The organism is Glycomyces salinus, from assembly GCF_016428645.1.
GTDB lineage: Bacteria > Actinomycetota > Actinomycetes > Mycobacteriales > Micromonosporaceae > Glycomyces > Glycomyces salinus.
Window position 1 is genome coordinate 118076 of record NZ_JAELXW010000017.1, and the last position, 15665, is coordinate 133740.

The 15665-nt window shown below is 68.8% G+C and carries 12 protein-coding genes and 1 pseudogene; 10 read left to right on the plus strand and 3 right to left on the minus strand.

The window, feature by feature from the left end; translation table 11 throughout:
* Nucleotides 1-65 precede the first annotated feature (65 nt).
* From JFB92_RS07190 to JFB92_RS07205, 4 genes are all read left to right on the plus strand, one after another.
* A complete protein-coding gene (locus JFB92_RS07190) occupies nucleotides 66-923 on the plus strand; it encodes an HAD family hydrolase (protein WP_199036451.1) in 858 nt (285 codons plus the stop codon).
* A gap of 34 nt (nucleotides 924-957) precedes the next feature.
* Complete coding sequence (locus JFB92_RS07195) at nucleotides 958-1977, plus strand: LacI family DNA-binding transcriptional regulator (RefSeq protein WP_199036453.1); 1020 nt, start codon at nucleotides 958-960, stop codon at nucleotides 1975-1977.
* A gap of 559 nt (nucleotides 1978-2536) precedes the next feature.
* Nucleotides 2537-2893 (plus strand): ArsR/SmtB family transcription factor, encoded by a 357-nt coding sequence (locus tag JFB92_RS07200; protein ID WP_199036455.1) that lies wholly within the window; start codon nucleotides 2537-2539, stop codon nucleotides 2891-2893.
* Nucleotides 2894-2989: 96 nt separating this feature from the next.
* The gene (locus JFB92_RS07205; protein WP_199036457.1) at nucleotides 2990-3853 is read left to right on the plus strand and encodes a hypothetical protein; all 864 of its coding nucleotides are present in this window, start codon (nucleotides 2990-2992) and stop codon (nucleotides 3851-3853) included.
* On the opposite strand, the gene JFB92_RS07210 is transcribed toward JFB92_RS07205, so the two are convergent.
* Nucleotides 3820-4947, minus strand: coding sequence for a flagellar basal body-associated FliL family protein (locus tag JFB92_RS07210; RefSeq protein ID WP_199036459.1), 1128 nt, complete (start codon nucleotides 4945-4947; stop codon nucleotides 3820-3822). The genes JFB92_RS07205 and JFB92_RS07210 overlap by 34 nt on opposite strands.
* A 122-nt stretch (nucleotides 4948-5069) precedes the next feature.
* Between JFB92_RS07210 and JFB92_RS07215 the strand changes: the two genes are divergently transcribed.
* From JFB92_RS07215 to JFB92_RS26510, 3 genes are all read left to right on the plus strand, one after another.
* Nucleotides 5070-6086, plus strand: a complete 1017-nt coding sequence (locus JFB92_RS07215; RefSeq protein WP_199036460.1) for a DUF368 domain-containing protein — start codon at nucleotides 5070-5072, stop codon at nucleotides 6084-6086.
* A gap of 148 nt (nucleotides 6087-6234) precedes the next feature.
* Nucleotides 6235-6609, plus strand: a complete 375-nt coding sequence (locus JFB92_RS07220) for a hypothetical protein (RefSeq protein WP_199036462.1) — start codon at nucleotides 6235-6237, stop codon at nucleotides 6607-6609.
* 265 nt (nucleotides 6610-6874) lie between these two features.
* The gene (locus tag JFB92_RS26510; protein WP_199036464.1) at nucleotides 6875-7888 is read left to right on the plus strand and encodes a chaplin family protein; all 1014 of its coding nucleotides are present in this window, start codon (nucleotides 6875-6877) and stop codon (nucleotides 7886-7888) included.
* A gap of 57 nt (nucleotides 7889-7945) precedes the next feature.
* On the opposite strand, the gene JFB92_RS07230 is transcribed toward JFB92_RS26510, so the two are convergent.
* A complete protein-coding gene (locus tag JFB92_RS07230) occupies nucleotides 7946-8392 on the minus strand; it encodes an SRPBCC domain-containing protein (protein WP_199036466.1) in 447 nt (148 codons plus the stop codon).
* A 92-nt stretch (nucleotides 8393-8484) separates the two neighbouring features.
* On the opposite strand from JFB92_RS07230, the gene JFB92_RS07235 reads away from it, so the two are divergent.
* Both JFB92_RS07235 and JFB92_RS07240 read left to right on the plus strand, forming a co-directional pair.
* Nucleotides 8485-11568, plus strand: a complete 3084-nt coding sequence (locus tag JFB92_RS07235) for a glycoside hydrolase family 3 protein (RefSeq protein ID WP_199036468.1) — start codon at nucleotides 8485-8487, stop codon at nucleotides 11566-11568.
* Between the two features lie 173 nt (nucleotides 11569-11741).
* On the plus strand, nucleotides 11742-12083 hold the full coding sequence (locus JFB92_RS07240; protein ID WP_199036470.1) for a hypothetical protein: 342 nt from the start codon (nucleotides 11742-11744) through the stop codon (nucleotides 12081-12083).
* Between the two features lie 196 nt (nucleotides 12084-12279).
* Here the strand turns inward: JFB92_RS07240 and JFB92_RS07245 are convergent, their stop codons facing one another.
* Nucleotides 12280-14535 (minus strand): Hsp70 family protein, encoded by a 2256-nt coding sequence (locus JFB92_RS07245; RefSeq protein WP_307789045.1) that lies wholly within the window; start codon nucleotides 14533-14535, stop codon nucleotides 12280-12282.
* Between the two features lie 696 nt (nucleotides 14536-15231).
* Between JFB92_RS07245 and JFB92_RS07250 the strand changes: the two are divergent.
* Nucleotides 15232-15665 (plus strand): annotated as a pseudogene (locus JFB92_RS07250) (hypothetical protein); the annotation flags it as partial.

Here is a 15665-nt window from a genome sequence, read left to right on the forward strand (position 1 = left end):
GGCCGGTTCCGACAGCCCGGGAATAACGGCGGGTCGGCGTCGGTGGTTCGGCCTAGACTGGCCGCATGGACTCAGAGGAGCCGAGAGGCGGCTCACCGGCACTCTCGACCGGGCCCGCACCGGCCCCGCATGCCAGCGCGGTCTTCTTCGATCTGGACAAGACCGTCATCGCCAAGGCCAGCACGCTGGCGTTCAGTCGGCCGCTCTACAAGGGGGGCCTGCTGGGCCGCCGCGACGTGCTCAAGGTGGCCTATTCGCATCTGGCGTTCCGCCTCGGCGGTTCCAGCGACGAGGAGCAGATGGCGCGCACTCGCGACTATGTGGCGGCGCTGTCGCGCGGCTGGCCGGCGGGGCAGGTGGCCGAGATCGTGAACGAGACGCTCCACGATCTGATCGACCCGTTCGTGTACGCCGAGGCGGCCGCGCTCATCGAGGCCCATCGGGCGGCCGGGCGGCATGTGGTGCTGGTCAGCGCCTCGGGGGAGGAGATGGTCGCGCCGATCGGGCGGATGCTCGGAGTCACGGATGTGATCGCCACTCGCATGGTGGTGGGCGCGGACGGCCGGTACACCGGCGAGATCGACTTCTATGCGGCGGGGCCGGCGAAGGCCGAGGCGATCAAGGCGTTCGCGGCCGAGCGCGGGATCGATCTGGCCGTCTCGTTCGCCTATTCGGATTCGATCACCGACGAGCCGATGCTGCGGACGGTGGGTTTCCCGCGGGCGGTGAATCCGGATCGGGCGCTGCGGCGGTTGGCGGCCGAGGAGGGCTGGCCGCAGTTGTCGTTCCGGCGTCCGGTGCCGGTGCGGGAGCCGATGTCGGGTCCGGGCCGGTTGAAGGTGCTCGCGGCGGGGGTCGGAGTTGCGGCCGTGGCGCTTGTGGCTTGGCGTTTGTGGAGGGATCGTCGCCTGAGGACCGCGTGAGCAGCGCTTTCCCGCACTCGGTAGCCTCAGCGAAATGGAACGCAAACAACCGGCCAGACTGGCCGACGTCGCCCGAGCCGCCGGTGTCTCGGTGGCAACCGCCTCTCGCGTGCTCAACGGCTCACCGCATCGGGTGAGCGATCAGTTGAGCGAGCGGGTACGCGAGGCCGCGCGACGGTTGCGATACGCGCCGAACGTGGGGGCCCAGGTGCTGGCGCGCTCGACTTCGCAGACGGTGGCGCTGCTGCTCCACGATGTCACCGACCCGTACTTCGGGCAGATCGCCGGCGGGGTGCTGGCCGAGGCGGCCCGCCGGAATGTGCGGGTGCTCATCGCCGACACGGGCATCGACCCGGATTCGGAGGTTCAGCACCTGGACTCGCTGCGCGGCTACCGGCCGCGGGCGGTGATCGTGGCCGGTTCGCGGACCGTCGACGCCGAGGCCGAGCAGCGGCTGTCCGATCAGCTCTCGGAGCTTCTGGAGCTGGGCGCGACGGTGGTGAGCGTGGGCCAGCCCGGGCTGCCGGGCCGAGTGGTCAGTCCGGGCAACCGCGAGGGGGCGGCGGCGCTGGCGCGGTATCTGGTCGGGTTGGGGCACCGCGATTTCGCGGTGGTGTCCGGGCCCGAGCAGCTGCAGGTGGTGCGGGAGCGCCGCGACGGGTTCATGGAGGCGCTGCCGAGCGACGCGAAGGTGGTGCACGTGGCCTCGGAGTTCACTCGCGACGGCGGTTATCAGGCCGGGCGGGAGCTGCTCGAGCACGGTTCGCGGCCGACGGCGGTGTTCGTGACCGGTGACGTGCAGGCCACGGGCCTGTGCACGGCGCTGCGGGAGGGCGGGGTCCGGATTCCCGAGGAGGTCTCGGTGGCGGGCTTCGACGACATCCCGGTGGTGCGCGATCTCACTCCGTCGTTGACGACGGTAGCGTTGCCGCTGCATGAGATGGGGGTCAGGGCGCTGGAGGCGGCCCTGGACGAGGAGGGGGCGGTCGCCGACGAGGTGGCCGTGCCGGCGGAATTGATCGAGCGGGCCTCGACGGCCGCCCCGAGAGATTGACGAATAGATCAGAATCTTTTAAGACGGGCCTCGCGAACGCCTTCGCGGGGCCCGTCTTCGCGTCAGGCTTGCTAGGCTTCAAGTATCGGAAATCGGTTTCGCCGAAACATATATGAAACATCCAATAAGGGCCGGCGGCACGCATCTTGTGCTGCGATTCCGCCGTCGTATTAGATGATGAGACGCGGATCACCAACGCTGCGTGACCTCCATCTCACCAAAGAAACTGGCAAACGATTAAATATAGGTGTGTTTGGATATAACACCTGGTAGTGCTTCTGCGACCGGCAGGCGGAGGTCCCCGGGGTGCGAAACCGATCATCCGTCAGCGCTGGCCCGGCTGGCGCGGACGGCGTAATCTCGTCGTTGGATCAGGTAGGAGCCGTGGTGCAGCTCCGAATCCGATCCGAGTCCGAGGAACCGAACCCTTTGCGTGCCGGAAGTGTCGTCGTTACCGTCCGGCTACAAGACAAGGGCATATTCAGGGTTGGAACTGGATTGATGGCAGCGCGGCCTGAGCTCCAGCACCGCCTGGGAACCATCCGGAAGGAACGCGATCATGGTGCGAGTCACCGTAGAGGCCGAGACGCCCGTTTCACCGGTCAGCGGGGAGACGCTCTCCAAGGCCGATGCCGAGCGCATCGCAGGTGTCCTTAAAGCACTTGCCGACCCAAACCGGCTGCAGCTCATCAGCCTCATCCAGGCCTCTCCAGATCAAGAGGCCTGCGTCGCCGAGCTCACCGAACCGCTGGGCCTGTCCCAGCCGACCGTCAGCCACCACCTGCGCATCCTGGCCGAAGCCGGGGTGGTAGAGCGCGACAAGCGCGGTGTGTGGGCCTACTTCCGCCTCGTGCCCGACACGATGCGGATCGTGGCCGACCTGCTGACCCCGCCCAAGCGGCGCCGCCGCCGCTAGGACCTCCTTCGGCCGGCGGCGGTCACCGTCGGTCGGGGGTAGATAACAGAATTACCGCAACTCGACTGAAACTGTGTCCGGCCATACACTTGTAGTGTGACCGGCAGACACCGCAGACCACGACGACTCTCGAAAGAGGGCCGCCGGCTGCTTGGCGGTGTCGCGCTACTGGCCGTGTTCGCGCCGGTCACGGCCTACACGCTCAACGCCGCGATCGCGCACGTGCGCTCCTGCGACGACGAGGTGACCCTGACCGTGGCGGCCGCCCCCGAGATCGCCGGTGTCCTGGAGGACTTCGTCGACGCCGGCGGCGGCGCGCCCGAGCGCGGCTCCGACGTGTGCGCCGACTTCGAGATCATCCCGGTCGCCTCCGATGAGGCGGACCAGTCCGGGGCCGAAGTGTGGATCCCCGAGACCGACCTGTGGCTCGACGTCCCCGAGAGCGGACTGCGCGAGCGGTGGGAGGTCATGAACGCCTCCACCGCCTCCAGCCCCGTCGGCCTGGCGCTGCCCGCCGAGGACGACCCCGCCGCAGTCGACCCGACCGCGGCCGAGGTCGCCGTGGAGGATCCGCGCGCCGACCCGGCGGAGCTGCTGTGGATCACCGTGTTCGGCGTCGGCGACAACATCACCGCCTCCGGCGAGGAGGTCATGTCCGCCCACCAGGTCCGGGCCCACAACGCCGAAGGCGGCGACCGGCTCCAGGCCCCCAGTGCCGCGGCCCAGATCGGACAGTTCACCTACCCGATGCTCACCGCCGTCGACATCGACGACGACCACCGCGAGGCCGCCCGGAACCTGCTTCGCTCATACGACCTGCCCGAATACAACGAGCTGCTCGCCGAGGCCGGCTTCGGCCCGCAGGTGACCGTCGGGTCCCAGCGGGACGAGACGATCGTCGCCTCGGCGCTGGAAGCCTGGGACTCCTACTCCTCGGAGTCCTCGAGCAATTTGGACTGATTGAGCACGTCGTTGAGGATCGGCTGCGCGTCGGTCTCGGCCAGGTCGGCGTCCATCGAGGCCACGGCCGTAACGTGAAGGACCTGGTCGCCGGTGTCGACGAACACGCTCAGCGACGCCTTCCACTCCCCGGGAGGCTCGCGCACCGAGAATCCGATGTCGCCGTTCTCGTAGACCTGGAGCGGCTGGTACGGCAGCTCCTCCTGGAGCCCCTCGCGGGCGTCGTCGTCGCATTCCGCCTCGCACGCCGACCAGGACACCAGCACCGTGGACTGCCCGTCCGGGGCGGTGCAGTCGGCGGTCCGGTCGACCTCGCGGCACTCGTAGTCGGGCGGCACTAGGAAGGCGAACGGCCAGCCCTCCATGGAGACGACGGTGGTCTCGTCGCCCTCCTCGAACGAGGACCCGGCCACCGACATGCCCTCGGTGTCGGGGTTCCACTCCGGGAACGGCGGGGCCTCGGCGTCGCCCGCCGACGACTCCTCGGGGGCCGCGGCGGAGGACTGCTCGTCGGCCGACTCCACGGCCGGGGCCGAGGAGTCCGAATCGCCTCCGGCCAGGGTGCTCCAGATGATCCAGCCGCCCACTACGAGGGCGATCATCGCCAGCACGCTGGCGACGCCGATGAGGATCGGCTTGAGCTGGCTGCGCTTCTTCGGCGGCGGGATCGCCACCGGCGGGGACATCGGCGGCGCGGAAGGGGCCGGGGCCGCCGGCGAGGCCGGGGCCTGCGGCCGGTTCGAGTGGGAGGGCGGTCCGACCGGCAGCGGGCCGGTCGCCGGGCCGAGCGTCAGCAGCCGGTCCATGATCCGATCGGCCCCGCGCATCCGCGGATCGCGCAGCACGACCACGTACGGCTGCTCGGCCTCCAAGTCCGCCACCAGGATCGGGGCGTCATCGGGACCGGCGGTGGCGTAGGCCCAGGCGACGGTGTCCGACAGGAGCCCGCGTCGGGCCGGGTCCTTGGACGAGGCCGAGCCGAGGGTGAGGATCTGGACCGGGCGCCCGGTCTCGTCGGCGCCCTCGCACAGCTCGTAGGCCCCTTCGACTCGAGCGGTCGCGACATCTTTGTACGGCCCGACCGTGCGACTCATCGAGACCCTCCCTCCCACGCCGCGCTGATTTACCCACAAGTATGGACCGGCTCTGCACGCGCCGCGACATCGAGGCCCCGCGAACGGCACGGCCCGATCGGGCCGGTGCGCCCGGGAACCGCATGGGCCGTACGACCGAGGCGCTCGGGGCCGGACAAGGCTACTCTGACGACGTGACGATCTACCGCAGCACCGACCAAGGGCCGGTCCCCGTCGACGGCGAGCCCCGGCCGCGGCGCACCTCCTGGCGCTCGGCCCCGCAGCTGGCCGTCCGCGGCGGACTGATCGGCGCCGCCGAAGGGGTGCCCGCGATCTCAGGCGGCACCATCGCGCTGGTCGTCGGCCTGTACGACCAGTTGATCGACGCGGCCGGACAGCTGCTGCACGCCCTGCGCACTCTGGTCTCGGGCATCGCGAGGCGACGCGGACTGGCCGAGGGCAGGCGGGCGCTGGCGGCCATAGACTGGCCGCTGCTGGTGCCGGTCCTGGTCGGGATGGCCGTCTTCCTGCTGCTGGCCATCAAGACCATCGCCCCGCTGCTGGAGGAGCATCCGGTGCCGACGCACGCGGCGTTCTTCGGCATGATCGCCGCCTCCGTCGCGGTGCCGCTGCGGATGATGCCGCAGCGGTTCCGCCTCCTGGACGGCGTGTTGCTGGTCGCCGGTGCGATCGCGGCGTTCCTCCTGACCGGGCTGCCGCAGAACGAGGTGAGCGACCCACCGCTGTGGCTGGTGTTCTTCGGCGCCGCCATAGCCATCAACGCCCTGGTGCTGCCGGGAGTCTCGGGCTCGTTCCTGCTGCTGGCCATGGGGTTGTACGTGCACGTCGAGCACGCCCTGGACGAGCGGAACCTCGCCTTCATCGGCGTCTTCGCGCTCGGGGCGATGGTCGGCCTGGGCTCGTTCGTCAAGCTCCTCCAGTGGCTGCTGCACCACCGCCGGCAGGCCATGATGGCCGTCCTGGCCGGCCTCATGCTCGGCTCGCTCCGGTCCCTGTGGCCGTGGCAGAGCGAGCAGAACGAGCTCCAGGCCCCGACCGGGTCGTTGGTCGGCCCGATCCTGCTGGCCCTGCTGGGGGCCGTGGTCATCGTCGTGGCCATCGTGTGGGAAGCCAAGCAGCACAAGAACACCGCGGATTAGGGCAAAACCGGCGCAGAGTGTCGGCTGGGCGACTTTTTCGAATTTCTTCGCGTCCGGGCGTAACCGCTTCCGCTTCCGGCCAGTTATTCAGGGTGGCTGCGCGGCCAAGTCAGCTCGCTCTGAAGAAAGGCAACTCAAGCAGATGGAAATGCGCACTATGCGTAAGGCGGCCCTCGTCGGAGGACTCGCCACGGGGGCTCTGCTGTTCGCGGGATCGGGCGCTCAGGCCTCAGAAGCCGCGCCCGAGCAGCTCGGTGGCCTGCCCACCGACGGTCTCCCGCTGCCCGCCAACGGACTTCCCGTCCCCACCGACGCGATTCCGGGGCTCGACGCGGTCCCGGCCGACCAGCTTCCCGGCGTGGGCGCCGTCCTGCCGCAGCAGGAGGACCACCCGGACGCCGTGGCCGACAAGAAGCACCAGGGCGACGACCAGCAGCAGGGCCAGGCCGAGGCCCCCGCTGGTCCCGTCGACGACCTGCTCGGCAACCTCGGGGGCGGCCTGCCGGTCCCGCTGCCGTTCTAAGAAGACGACCGCCGCGGCCGCGAACGGACATCACCGTCGCATCCATTCGCGGCCGGCGGAAACCGGAGGGCGGGCCGGCCCCGAGCCACGGGCCGGATCCAGGGCGGCCCGCCGCCGGATTACAACCACTCCCGGCTTCGACGACACCCGCTTCCCGCGAGACCCAGCTCGCCTTCGGAACGCCCACAAGTCGTCGGGGCCACGGAGCTTCACGGGGGATACGTGATGGAACAACGAGAACGATTTCCCTGAAAGGTGACGGTTCGTGAACTACTCATGGGCACGTAAGACTGCACAGACCTCTGTCATCACCGCGGGCGCGGTGGTCCTCGCCGGAGCAGGCCAGGCCTACGCCACCGGTGACGACATCCACACGCACGACCAGGTCGGCGCGGTTTCGGGCAACCAGGTGGTCGCGCCGATCCAGGCGCCGGTCAACATCTGCGGCGTCGCCGCCGCGGTCCTCGGCCACGCCGAGGCCGGGTGCGAGGGCGGCTCCGAGGCGACCTTCGGCTCCACCGGAGGCGACCTGCACACCCACGACAACACCGGGCTCGGCAACGGCAACCAGGTGTTCGCCCCCGTCCAGGCTCCCACCGAGGTCAGCGGCATCGCCGCGGCCGTCGGCGGGGCGGCCGGGGCCGAGTCGGAGGGCGGCTCGCAGGCGAACCTGCCCGAGTCGGGCAACGCCGGCGGCGACACCACCACGCACCACAACATCGGCGCGCTGTCGGGCAACCAGCTGCTCGCGCCGATCCAGGCGCCCATCAACGCCTGCGGCAACGCGATCGCAATCGGCGGCGCCAGCGGCGCCGAGTGCGAGGGCGGCGCGGACGCCTCCTACGGCGGCTCCGGCGGCATGGAGACCCACGACAACACCGGCCTGGGCAACGGCAACCAGCTGTTCGCCCCGATCCAGGCGCCGATCAACGTGTGCGGCAACGCCGTCGCGATCCTCGGCACGGCCTACGCCAGCTGCGAGGGCGGCTCCGAAGCCGAAATCGACGAACCCGACGACGAAGGCAGCCACAAGAAGCGCGACGGCTACCAGGAGTCGGCCGAGACCGAGTCGGCGGACCTGGACGTGGCCGAGGAGCAGCTCCCGACCGGGGGCGCGCCCGGTCTCGACGCCGTCTCCGGCGCGGCCGACACCGTGACCGGGAACCTCCCGGTCCAGGACGTGCCGCTCGCCGGCGGCCTGCTCGGCAACGCCTCCCCCGAGGGTGTTGCCGACACCGTCTCCGGCGTCACCGAGACGGCCGGAGCCGGCCTGCTCTAAGCCGCACGAGGGATACACCGGTCAGGGCCGGTGCCGCGGAACTCCGCGGCACCGGCCCTACTTCCGCGCGGCCAATCGCTCGCCGAGCGCGGTGTTCATCGCCTCGAAGCGCTGCTCGGTCTCGGCGATCAGCGAGCCCATGAACGGCACGAGCAGACCGGTGAACCGCTCGCCGTGGACCATACGGGTAGTGCCGTCCTCGGTCGGCTCCAGCACGATGTAGTGCTCGCCGTCGAACAGCCCGCCCGGGCCCACCCGCCCCAGCCACCGGATCTGGCGGGCCGGGGAGACCCGCAGGACCTGCGGGCGGAACCGCATCGGCTTCCCGTTCGGCCGCATCAGCGTCGCCTCCAGCCGCTCGCCCTCGGCCAGCTGCCCGGAGACGGCGACCATGAACGGGTTCCACTCGCCGAAAGCCGCGAAGTCCGTCAGAACCGCCCACACCTCGTGAGCAGGGGCTTCGTACTCGGCGGCGGTCTCGATCCGGCGCTGGAGAAAACTCATGGACGAAGCGTAGCAGCGGCATAAGCCGCTTGAATTAGTATGATCATGCGTCGTAATGTGGTGGGGACATTCCCCGATCGGAACGGAATCCCATGGCCGAACCCGCCTACCTCGACACCTCGCGCCCCGTGGCCGAGCGCGTCGAGGCCATCCTCGCCCTCATGACCGACGAGCAGAAGCTCACCTGCTTCCGCGGCGTGCCCGCAGGACTCACCCTCGCCGACGGCTTCGAACTGCCCGGCATCGACAACCGCTTCGCCGAAGTCCTGCACGGCTCCGGACACCATGAGAACGCCACCCTCTTCCCGCAGGCGATCGGCCTCGGCGCCACCTGGGACACCGACCTGCTCGAACGGATCGGCGAGGTCGTCTCCACCGAGATGCGGGAGCGCGACCCCGACGTGCTCGCCGGGTTCGGCCCCGTCGCCGACATCCGCTCCAATCCCCTGGCCGGGCGCTACGAGGAGGGCTTCGGCGAGGACCCGCTGCACGTCGGCGCCATGGTCACCGCCTACGCGCACGGCCTGCGGGGCCGCCACGAGAACTGGGTGCGGGTGCTGCCCCAGATGAAGCACTTCCTGGGCTACAACCACGAGCTGCACCGCGCCCGCACCTCGGCGTCGATGAGCGTGCGCGCGCTCTACGAGTACCAGGCCGTGCCCTACCGCAAGCCGGTCGAGGCCGGGGCGGTCCTCGGCGCGATGACCGCCTACAACCTGGTCAACGGCGTGCCGGCGATCATCGGGCCGATGATGGAGGAGCTGCGGCGCGAATGGGCGCCGGGCGGGTTCATGTTTCTGCCGGACGGCTGGGACGCGGTCAACCTGCACACCACCAAGGGCGAGCCGTGGGACACCTGGGAAGTGCCCGCCGCCGGCGACGTCCCCTACCCGGCCTCGCTCGCCGCCGAAGAGGGCCGCGAGCTCGACGAGCGCGAATTGGGCGTGTGGGCCTGCGGTCTGATGCTCAAGGCCGGGCAGACCAACTTCGCCGACGGCTCCGAGCTGCCCCTGGTCGAGAGCGCCGCCGAAGCCGTCCGCCGCGGGCTGTTCGGACTGACCATGGCCGACGCCGACCGGGTCGTGCGCGACTGGCTGACGTTCCTGGTGCTTTCGGGCCGGCTCGACGGCGACTCGTGCCCGTACAACCGGATCGAGGTCACTGCGCACCCCGAAGACAAGGAGACCTCCCGCGAGCTGGCGCTCCGGGCCGCGCGCGAGCAGCTGGTGCTGCTCGAGAACGACTCGCTGCTGCCGCTCGGCGAATCGCCGAAGGTGGCGGTGCTGGGGCCGCTCTCCGACCTCAACCTGCGCGACTACTACAGCCCGCTGGTCCCCGACGAGCGCCGCGTCACGCCGCTGGAGGCGATCCGCGAGCGCCTCGGCACGGACAACGTCATCCACCACCGCGGCAACCATGCCGTCGCCTGGCGCTCCGAGAGCGGCTACGTCACCGTCGACGACGAGGGGGCCCTGCGCGCCGCGGCCGACCAGATCGGTGAGAAGGAGACCTTCGAGGTCTTCGACTGGGCCCATGACCAGTACATGTTCCGCAACACCGGCACCGGGACCTTCGTCTCGGCCAACATTCTCGACGATGGGGGAGAGCAGGACTTCATCAACCAGGCCGGCGTCAGCGCCTCGAAGTCCGGGCCGCTCATGCGCGCCGACGACGAGCGGATGGAGGACGCGAACGCCTGGTTCACGTTCCAGAACTTCCACTATCGTCATGTGGGAGAACAGGTCTCGATCTTCGGGCTCAACCACAACGCCTCCGGCAGCGCCGCCGACGCGTTCCACCTTTCGGTGGCCGACGACGGCCTGCTGCCGCTGAGGCGGGGCGTGCCCGAGATGCCGCTGACGGAGACGCTGGTGACCGACGGCCCTCGGAAGGCCGCGGGCGTGGCGGCCGAGGCCGACTACGCGGTCGTGTTCGTCGGCAACCACCCGCTGATGAACGCCCGCGAATGCTATGACCGCCCCGGGCTCGACCTCGCACGGCACCAGCGAGACCTGGTACGGGAGGTCGCCGCCGCCAAACCCGGCCGCACGATCGTGGTGGTGGTCTCGGCGTACCCGCTGTCGATCGGCGACATTGCCGCCGATGTGAACGTGGGGGCGATCCTCTACACCTCCCACGCCGGACAGGCGGCCGGGACCGCGATCGCCGAGGCCCTGTTCGGCGACTACTCCCCGGCCGGGCGCCTCCCGGCGACCTGGCTCGCCGACACCGAATTGCTGCCGAAGCCGGGGCCGGTGACCGAGGAGTTCCGCGTCAACGAGGTCGACATGCTCGAATACGACGTGATCTCGGCCGGGCTCACCTACCGCTACTCCACCGCCGAGCCGGTCTACCGGTTCGGGCACGGCTTGAGCTACACGACCTTCGAGTACGGTCCACTCGACCTCCCGGGCGAGGTCTCGGCCGACGAGCCGTTCACCGCCTCGTTCGACCTGACCAACACGGGGGACCGGGCCTCGGACGAAGTGGTGCTCCTGTTCGCCCGCTCTCTGGACTCGGCCTACGGCGACCGCACCCCGACGAAGCAGCTCGCGGGCTTCACGCGCGTGAAGAACCTCGGCCCGAGCGAGACCAGGCGGGTCGAGATCGAAGTGGACCCGCAGGACCTGTTCGTGTGGGACGTGGTGAGCGGCACCCGGGTCGTGGAGACCGGGAACTACGCGTTCTTCGCCGGTGACGAGGCGACCGCGGCCGAGCGGATCGTCCGCATCGCGGGCGAGTCGATCGGCGAGCTCGATCTCTCCGAGACCGCGAACATCTGGGAGAAGGCCACGATCGCGAAGGGCATGACCTACTGGGAGGTCTCGAAGCGGAACACCCTGGCCCGCCGGGGCGGCTACCACTCGGTCGCCAGCCGCAGGCCCGGCGACCTGGTCGGCTTCACCAAGGTGAACCTGGAGGGCGCGAAGACCATCGAACTCCGCGCGGCCACCACCGCCGCCGACTGGGCGGACCTGGCAGACCCGGTGGTCGAGGTCCGCAGGGGAACCGCAGATGGCCGGTTGCTGGCCGAAGTCCGGGTCCCGATCACCGGCGGCCGCCAGCGTTTCGAGCACGCCGAGGCCGAGCTGACTGGGGCCGAGGGGATCGACGACCTATACCTGCGCTTCCGCGCCGGAGGCGTCTACCTCGACACGATCCGAATAGCGAAGTAGCGGAAGCGCCGCGGGCGACATTCGCGAAGTCCCCGCGGCACTTCCGATCCGCCTCCGCGAATATGCATTGAAAGATCCAGATCTCTGGTTGCATGTTGTTCCTACACTCGGCATCCACCCTCGGGAATCTTTGAGTGAGGTGTCAGATGTCCTCAAGTGGATACAAGGAACCCATGCCCGGGTCCGCCAAGTTCGCGGTGGTGTTCATGTGGATCACTGTTGCAATCGGCATCGGGCTAGGAGCTATGACGTTCGACAGCCGCTTCGATCCGAACATCAAGTGGGTCCTGTTCGGTGCCGCGGCGATCCTCGCAGTGCTGGCGATCTGCATACATGCCAAGCAGATCTGGGCAGTCTGGACAGCGGCGGTGATTTACATCCTCAGCGGACTCGCATCGCTGCTCACTCTGCTGACCGGCAGTCTGGGCAGCATTGTGAACCTGGGGTTGAGCGCGCTCCTGGCCTATCTGCTGCTCTCGGCCGACACCAGATACTGGTGCGACCGTTCGAGCTGAAACACGCCAAGCCTCCCACCGCGAGTGGTTGTCGGGTGCTCGCTAGTGCTATCGGCTGTCCTTGCTTGCTGTCGGGGGTGCTGCTCGAGGGGCTGATGCGAGTGGAGCTACATACGGGACCGCCAAAACCACCAAGACCTCCGAGGCGGTCGAGGCTGTCGGAATGTTCTTAGCGACAAGGTAGCCGAACAGAACTTCATTCGATTTCGAACTCCCACACCCGCGTCGTGTGATCGTTGCTGGCGGTCAGGGCTACGGGCCTGCCGTCGAGTTCACCCCAGGCCACCGCGTTCACCATATTGGTGTGGCCCTCCAACACTGTTAGGGTTTCGCCGGTGTCCAGGTCCCACACTCGCACCGTGTGATCTTCGCTGGCGGTCCGGCGCACAGGTTGGCCCACAGCCACCGGTCGGCCTCCGAACTCACCCAACGCCACCGCTCTCACCCAGTAGGTGTCGTCATCGAACACCGTTCGGGCATCCCCGGTGTCCAGATCCCACACACGCACCGTGTAGTCCAAGCTGGCGGTCAGGGCCACAGGTCGGCCGTCGAGCTCACCCAACGCCACCGCGTTCACCCAGTCGGTGTGGCCCTCCAATACCGTTTGGGTTTCGCCGGTGTCCAGGTCCCACACTCGCGCCGTGTGATCTTCGCTGGCGGTCAGGGCCACAGGTCGGCCTTCGAACTCACCCAACGCCACTGCGGACACCGACTCGGCGTGGCCTTCCAGTTCCATGGTGGAGTTGCTGGATACGCGAAGCGGAAGGTCTTCATCGTCCGTGGTGGGGTTGCTGGATGGCTGAGGCGAGCTCTCTTCCGTGGCGGTTTGCGTATCCGCGTCTTGTTCGTTGCCGCTGTCTGCATCAGTGTCACTGAAAACGGCACTGGCGACCACTCCCACGAGCCCGAGCACCACCATTGCCGCAACCACCCTCACCAGACCGATGTGACGCCGTTTCTTGGTTGGAGACGGCGACGTTCGAGAGCGGACAGGGGCCTTCACGCTGTTCGTCAGCGTTGAGGGCTTCCGGTCGCGAGGCGATGCCGCTCGCGGGCGCGTCGAGCCTGGCCGTTCGGTGATCTGCGAATCAGGCGCCACAGACTCGGTTCCGTCAGCAGCAGTCGTCGGCGACTTTGCTGCTTGCGAGGGCTCGGGTCCAGCACTGGCGACTTCGATGGGCTGTGCTTCTTTAGGTTGATCGATGGCTGGGGTGTGCGGGTCGACCGGATGGTACGAATACCCACTCGAGCCAGAGCCCGGCCGGCCCGCGGTCGGGCTGTCGCCCGTCGGAGCGGCCTGGGGCGCAAGACGGTTGTAGCCCGGCGCGGAAGGTTGGACCAGTACTGGCGGTGCGGGTGTGGCCTCCTCGGCGTCGGCTATCTCTGCTGTGGCCGGGGCTAGGAGGCTGCCGTGGGCGACCGGTAGTTCGGGATGTTCCAACCCCAGCGGCACGAGGCCGAGGCGGGTGTGGAGGAGGCGACCGACCAGCGGCATCCGGCTCGCGCCGCCGACCAGCGCAACCTCACCTGGCGGCGCGGACCGGCATGTGCGCTCGATCAGCCGACCGGTGAGCGTGACCGCATCGTTCAGGATCGGCTCGGCGAGCCGTTCGACCTCCTCACGCGTCAGGTGCAATGCGGCATCGACCCCGGGTACGGCGATCGGGGGGGTGGCGGCACGCGAGAGCATCGCCTTGGCGTCGCGGACGTCGTTCCAGAACAGCTGCCGGTTGCGCCGGTCGCAGGCCTCAAGCGGCAGACTCAACCGCCCCCACACCTCGGGATGATCTTCAGCGATCAGGGTGCCCAGATGCCCGACCAGAGCGTGGTCGATGTCGAGCCCGCCCCGGTCGTCCAGACCATCATGGGCCACAACAATGAAACCGCCCTCCGGGCTCCGGTCGAGGATGGCGACGTCGACGGTGCCGCCGCCGAGGTCGAACACCGCCAACGGGCCGTCGGTCCCCGCGTCGGGATGGTCGGTGAAGTAGCAGGCGGCCGCGATCGGTTCGGCCACGAGCTTGACCGGTCGCAACTGCGCCTGGCGCGCGGCCGCGATCAACAGCGAGCGCCGTACCGGACCCCACCCGGCGGGGTAGGTCAGCACTACCGGTGGCAGCGCACCGGCGGCCTCTCGGGCCGCCGTGGCGACCCGGCCGAAGATCTGAGCCAGCACCTCGGCTACAGGGACGGTGTCCTCACCCAGCAGGATCTCCCCGGCGCCGATACGGCGTTTGGGGTTGGGCTCGAACCGCGCCGGATCCAACTGCGCCATGCGCTGCGCGTCGCCGCCAACGTGGAAGGTGCCGTCCGATTCGAGGAAGACCGCCGAGGGCAGGACCGGTGAACCGTCGAACAGCAGCGAGCGCCGATGCCCGTCCGGTTCGCTGAGGGCCGCGACGGTATTGGATGTACCGATATCGACAGCCAAGAGCCAGCCCGAGGTCGACACACCCAAACACCCAGACCTTCCTCGAAACGCGACGCAGTCTCACAGAAGCGGCATCGAACACCACCGGACTCGACAGTCCTGCAACCCCGATGCGGGAGAAACGACGCTTGCAGTAACCAAAGCGTACTCGCAACCGTCAATGTCACTATTGGAATCATGTGGGGGCCAGGACCGATGATGAGTCTGCTGCTGTCGCTGATGGCCAGGGTGAGGGTGAGCTCCCGGAGGCGCTACTCCTCGCGCTCCCCGCCAGCCACGAGTTGCTCGCTGAACAGTTGGCGCTCTCTGCATGAGGTTTGGATAGCGCCCTCGATGATCAAGTGGTCGATCGGGTGCTCGAGCGGCCTGATGTGATCTATTCCATGGATTGAGCGCGGGGCCACTTACGGGTCGCACACTATCGCATTACACCGTTCGCGTGGGTTCGTGCTGGAGTCGAACAAATCGTCGTCTACCGGCGGGTAGGTGTGTTGCTGGTTGACTACGCCGGGTTCGCGCGTCATCCTCGGTCGTACACGCATCCGCGTGTGATCGAAATACATATCGGTCGGTGGACCGCCTCACTGACGCCAATCACCTTGGCGGTCCACCTCCTAACCCGAGAGGAGTCCTCCCGTGGTCAGCGTTAGCCTACGCCACGAACGGGCCGTCACACCAGAGCAAAACAGGATCGTTTCCGCAGCTCACACCGATCTGGTGAGCGGGTCCGACCCTGCCCTCGAAACCTTCGAGAGCAGCGCCGAGTTCGACTGGTCCCACCCCGAGGCCGACCCGTCGCACCCGCGCTACGAGCCCCCGCACCTGCGCCACCGGCCCGGGGACACCTGGCAGATCGGCGGCAAGCCGTTCGACATCGACGACCGGGGTCCGTACGGCAACCCGCTGTGGCGGCCCGACCATCGCACCGGCCGTCACCGGCGCGGCGAACTGCCCGACCCGCCCCCACCCGAGACCGACCCCGAACCGGAACCGTCCCCGCCGCCGATCGAGGATCAGCGGCCGTCCCCGGGCCCGCGCCCCCGGCACTTCTGGACCGAAACCGACCCCGACCGACAGCGCCTCCAGGGCCCGACCGATCGGGAGCGCCAGCACCGGGAGTCCGAAACGGACCATCACCGGTTCGATCGGCT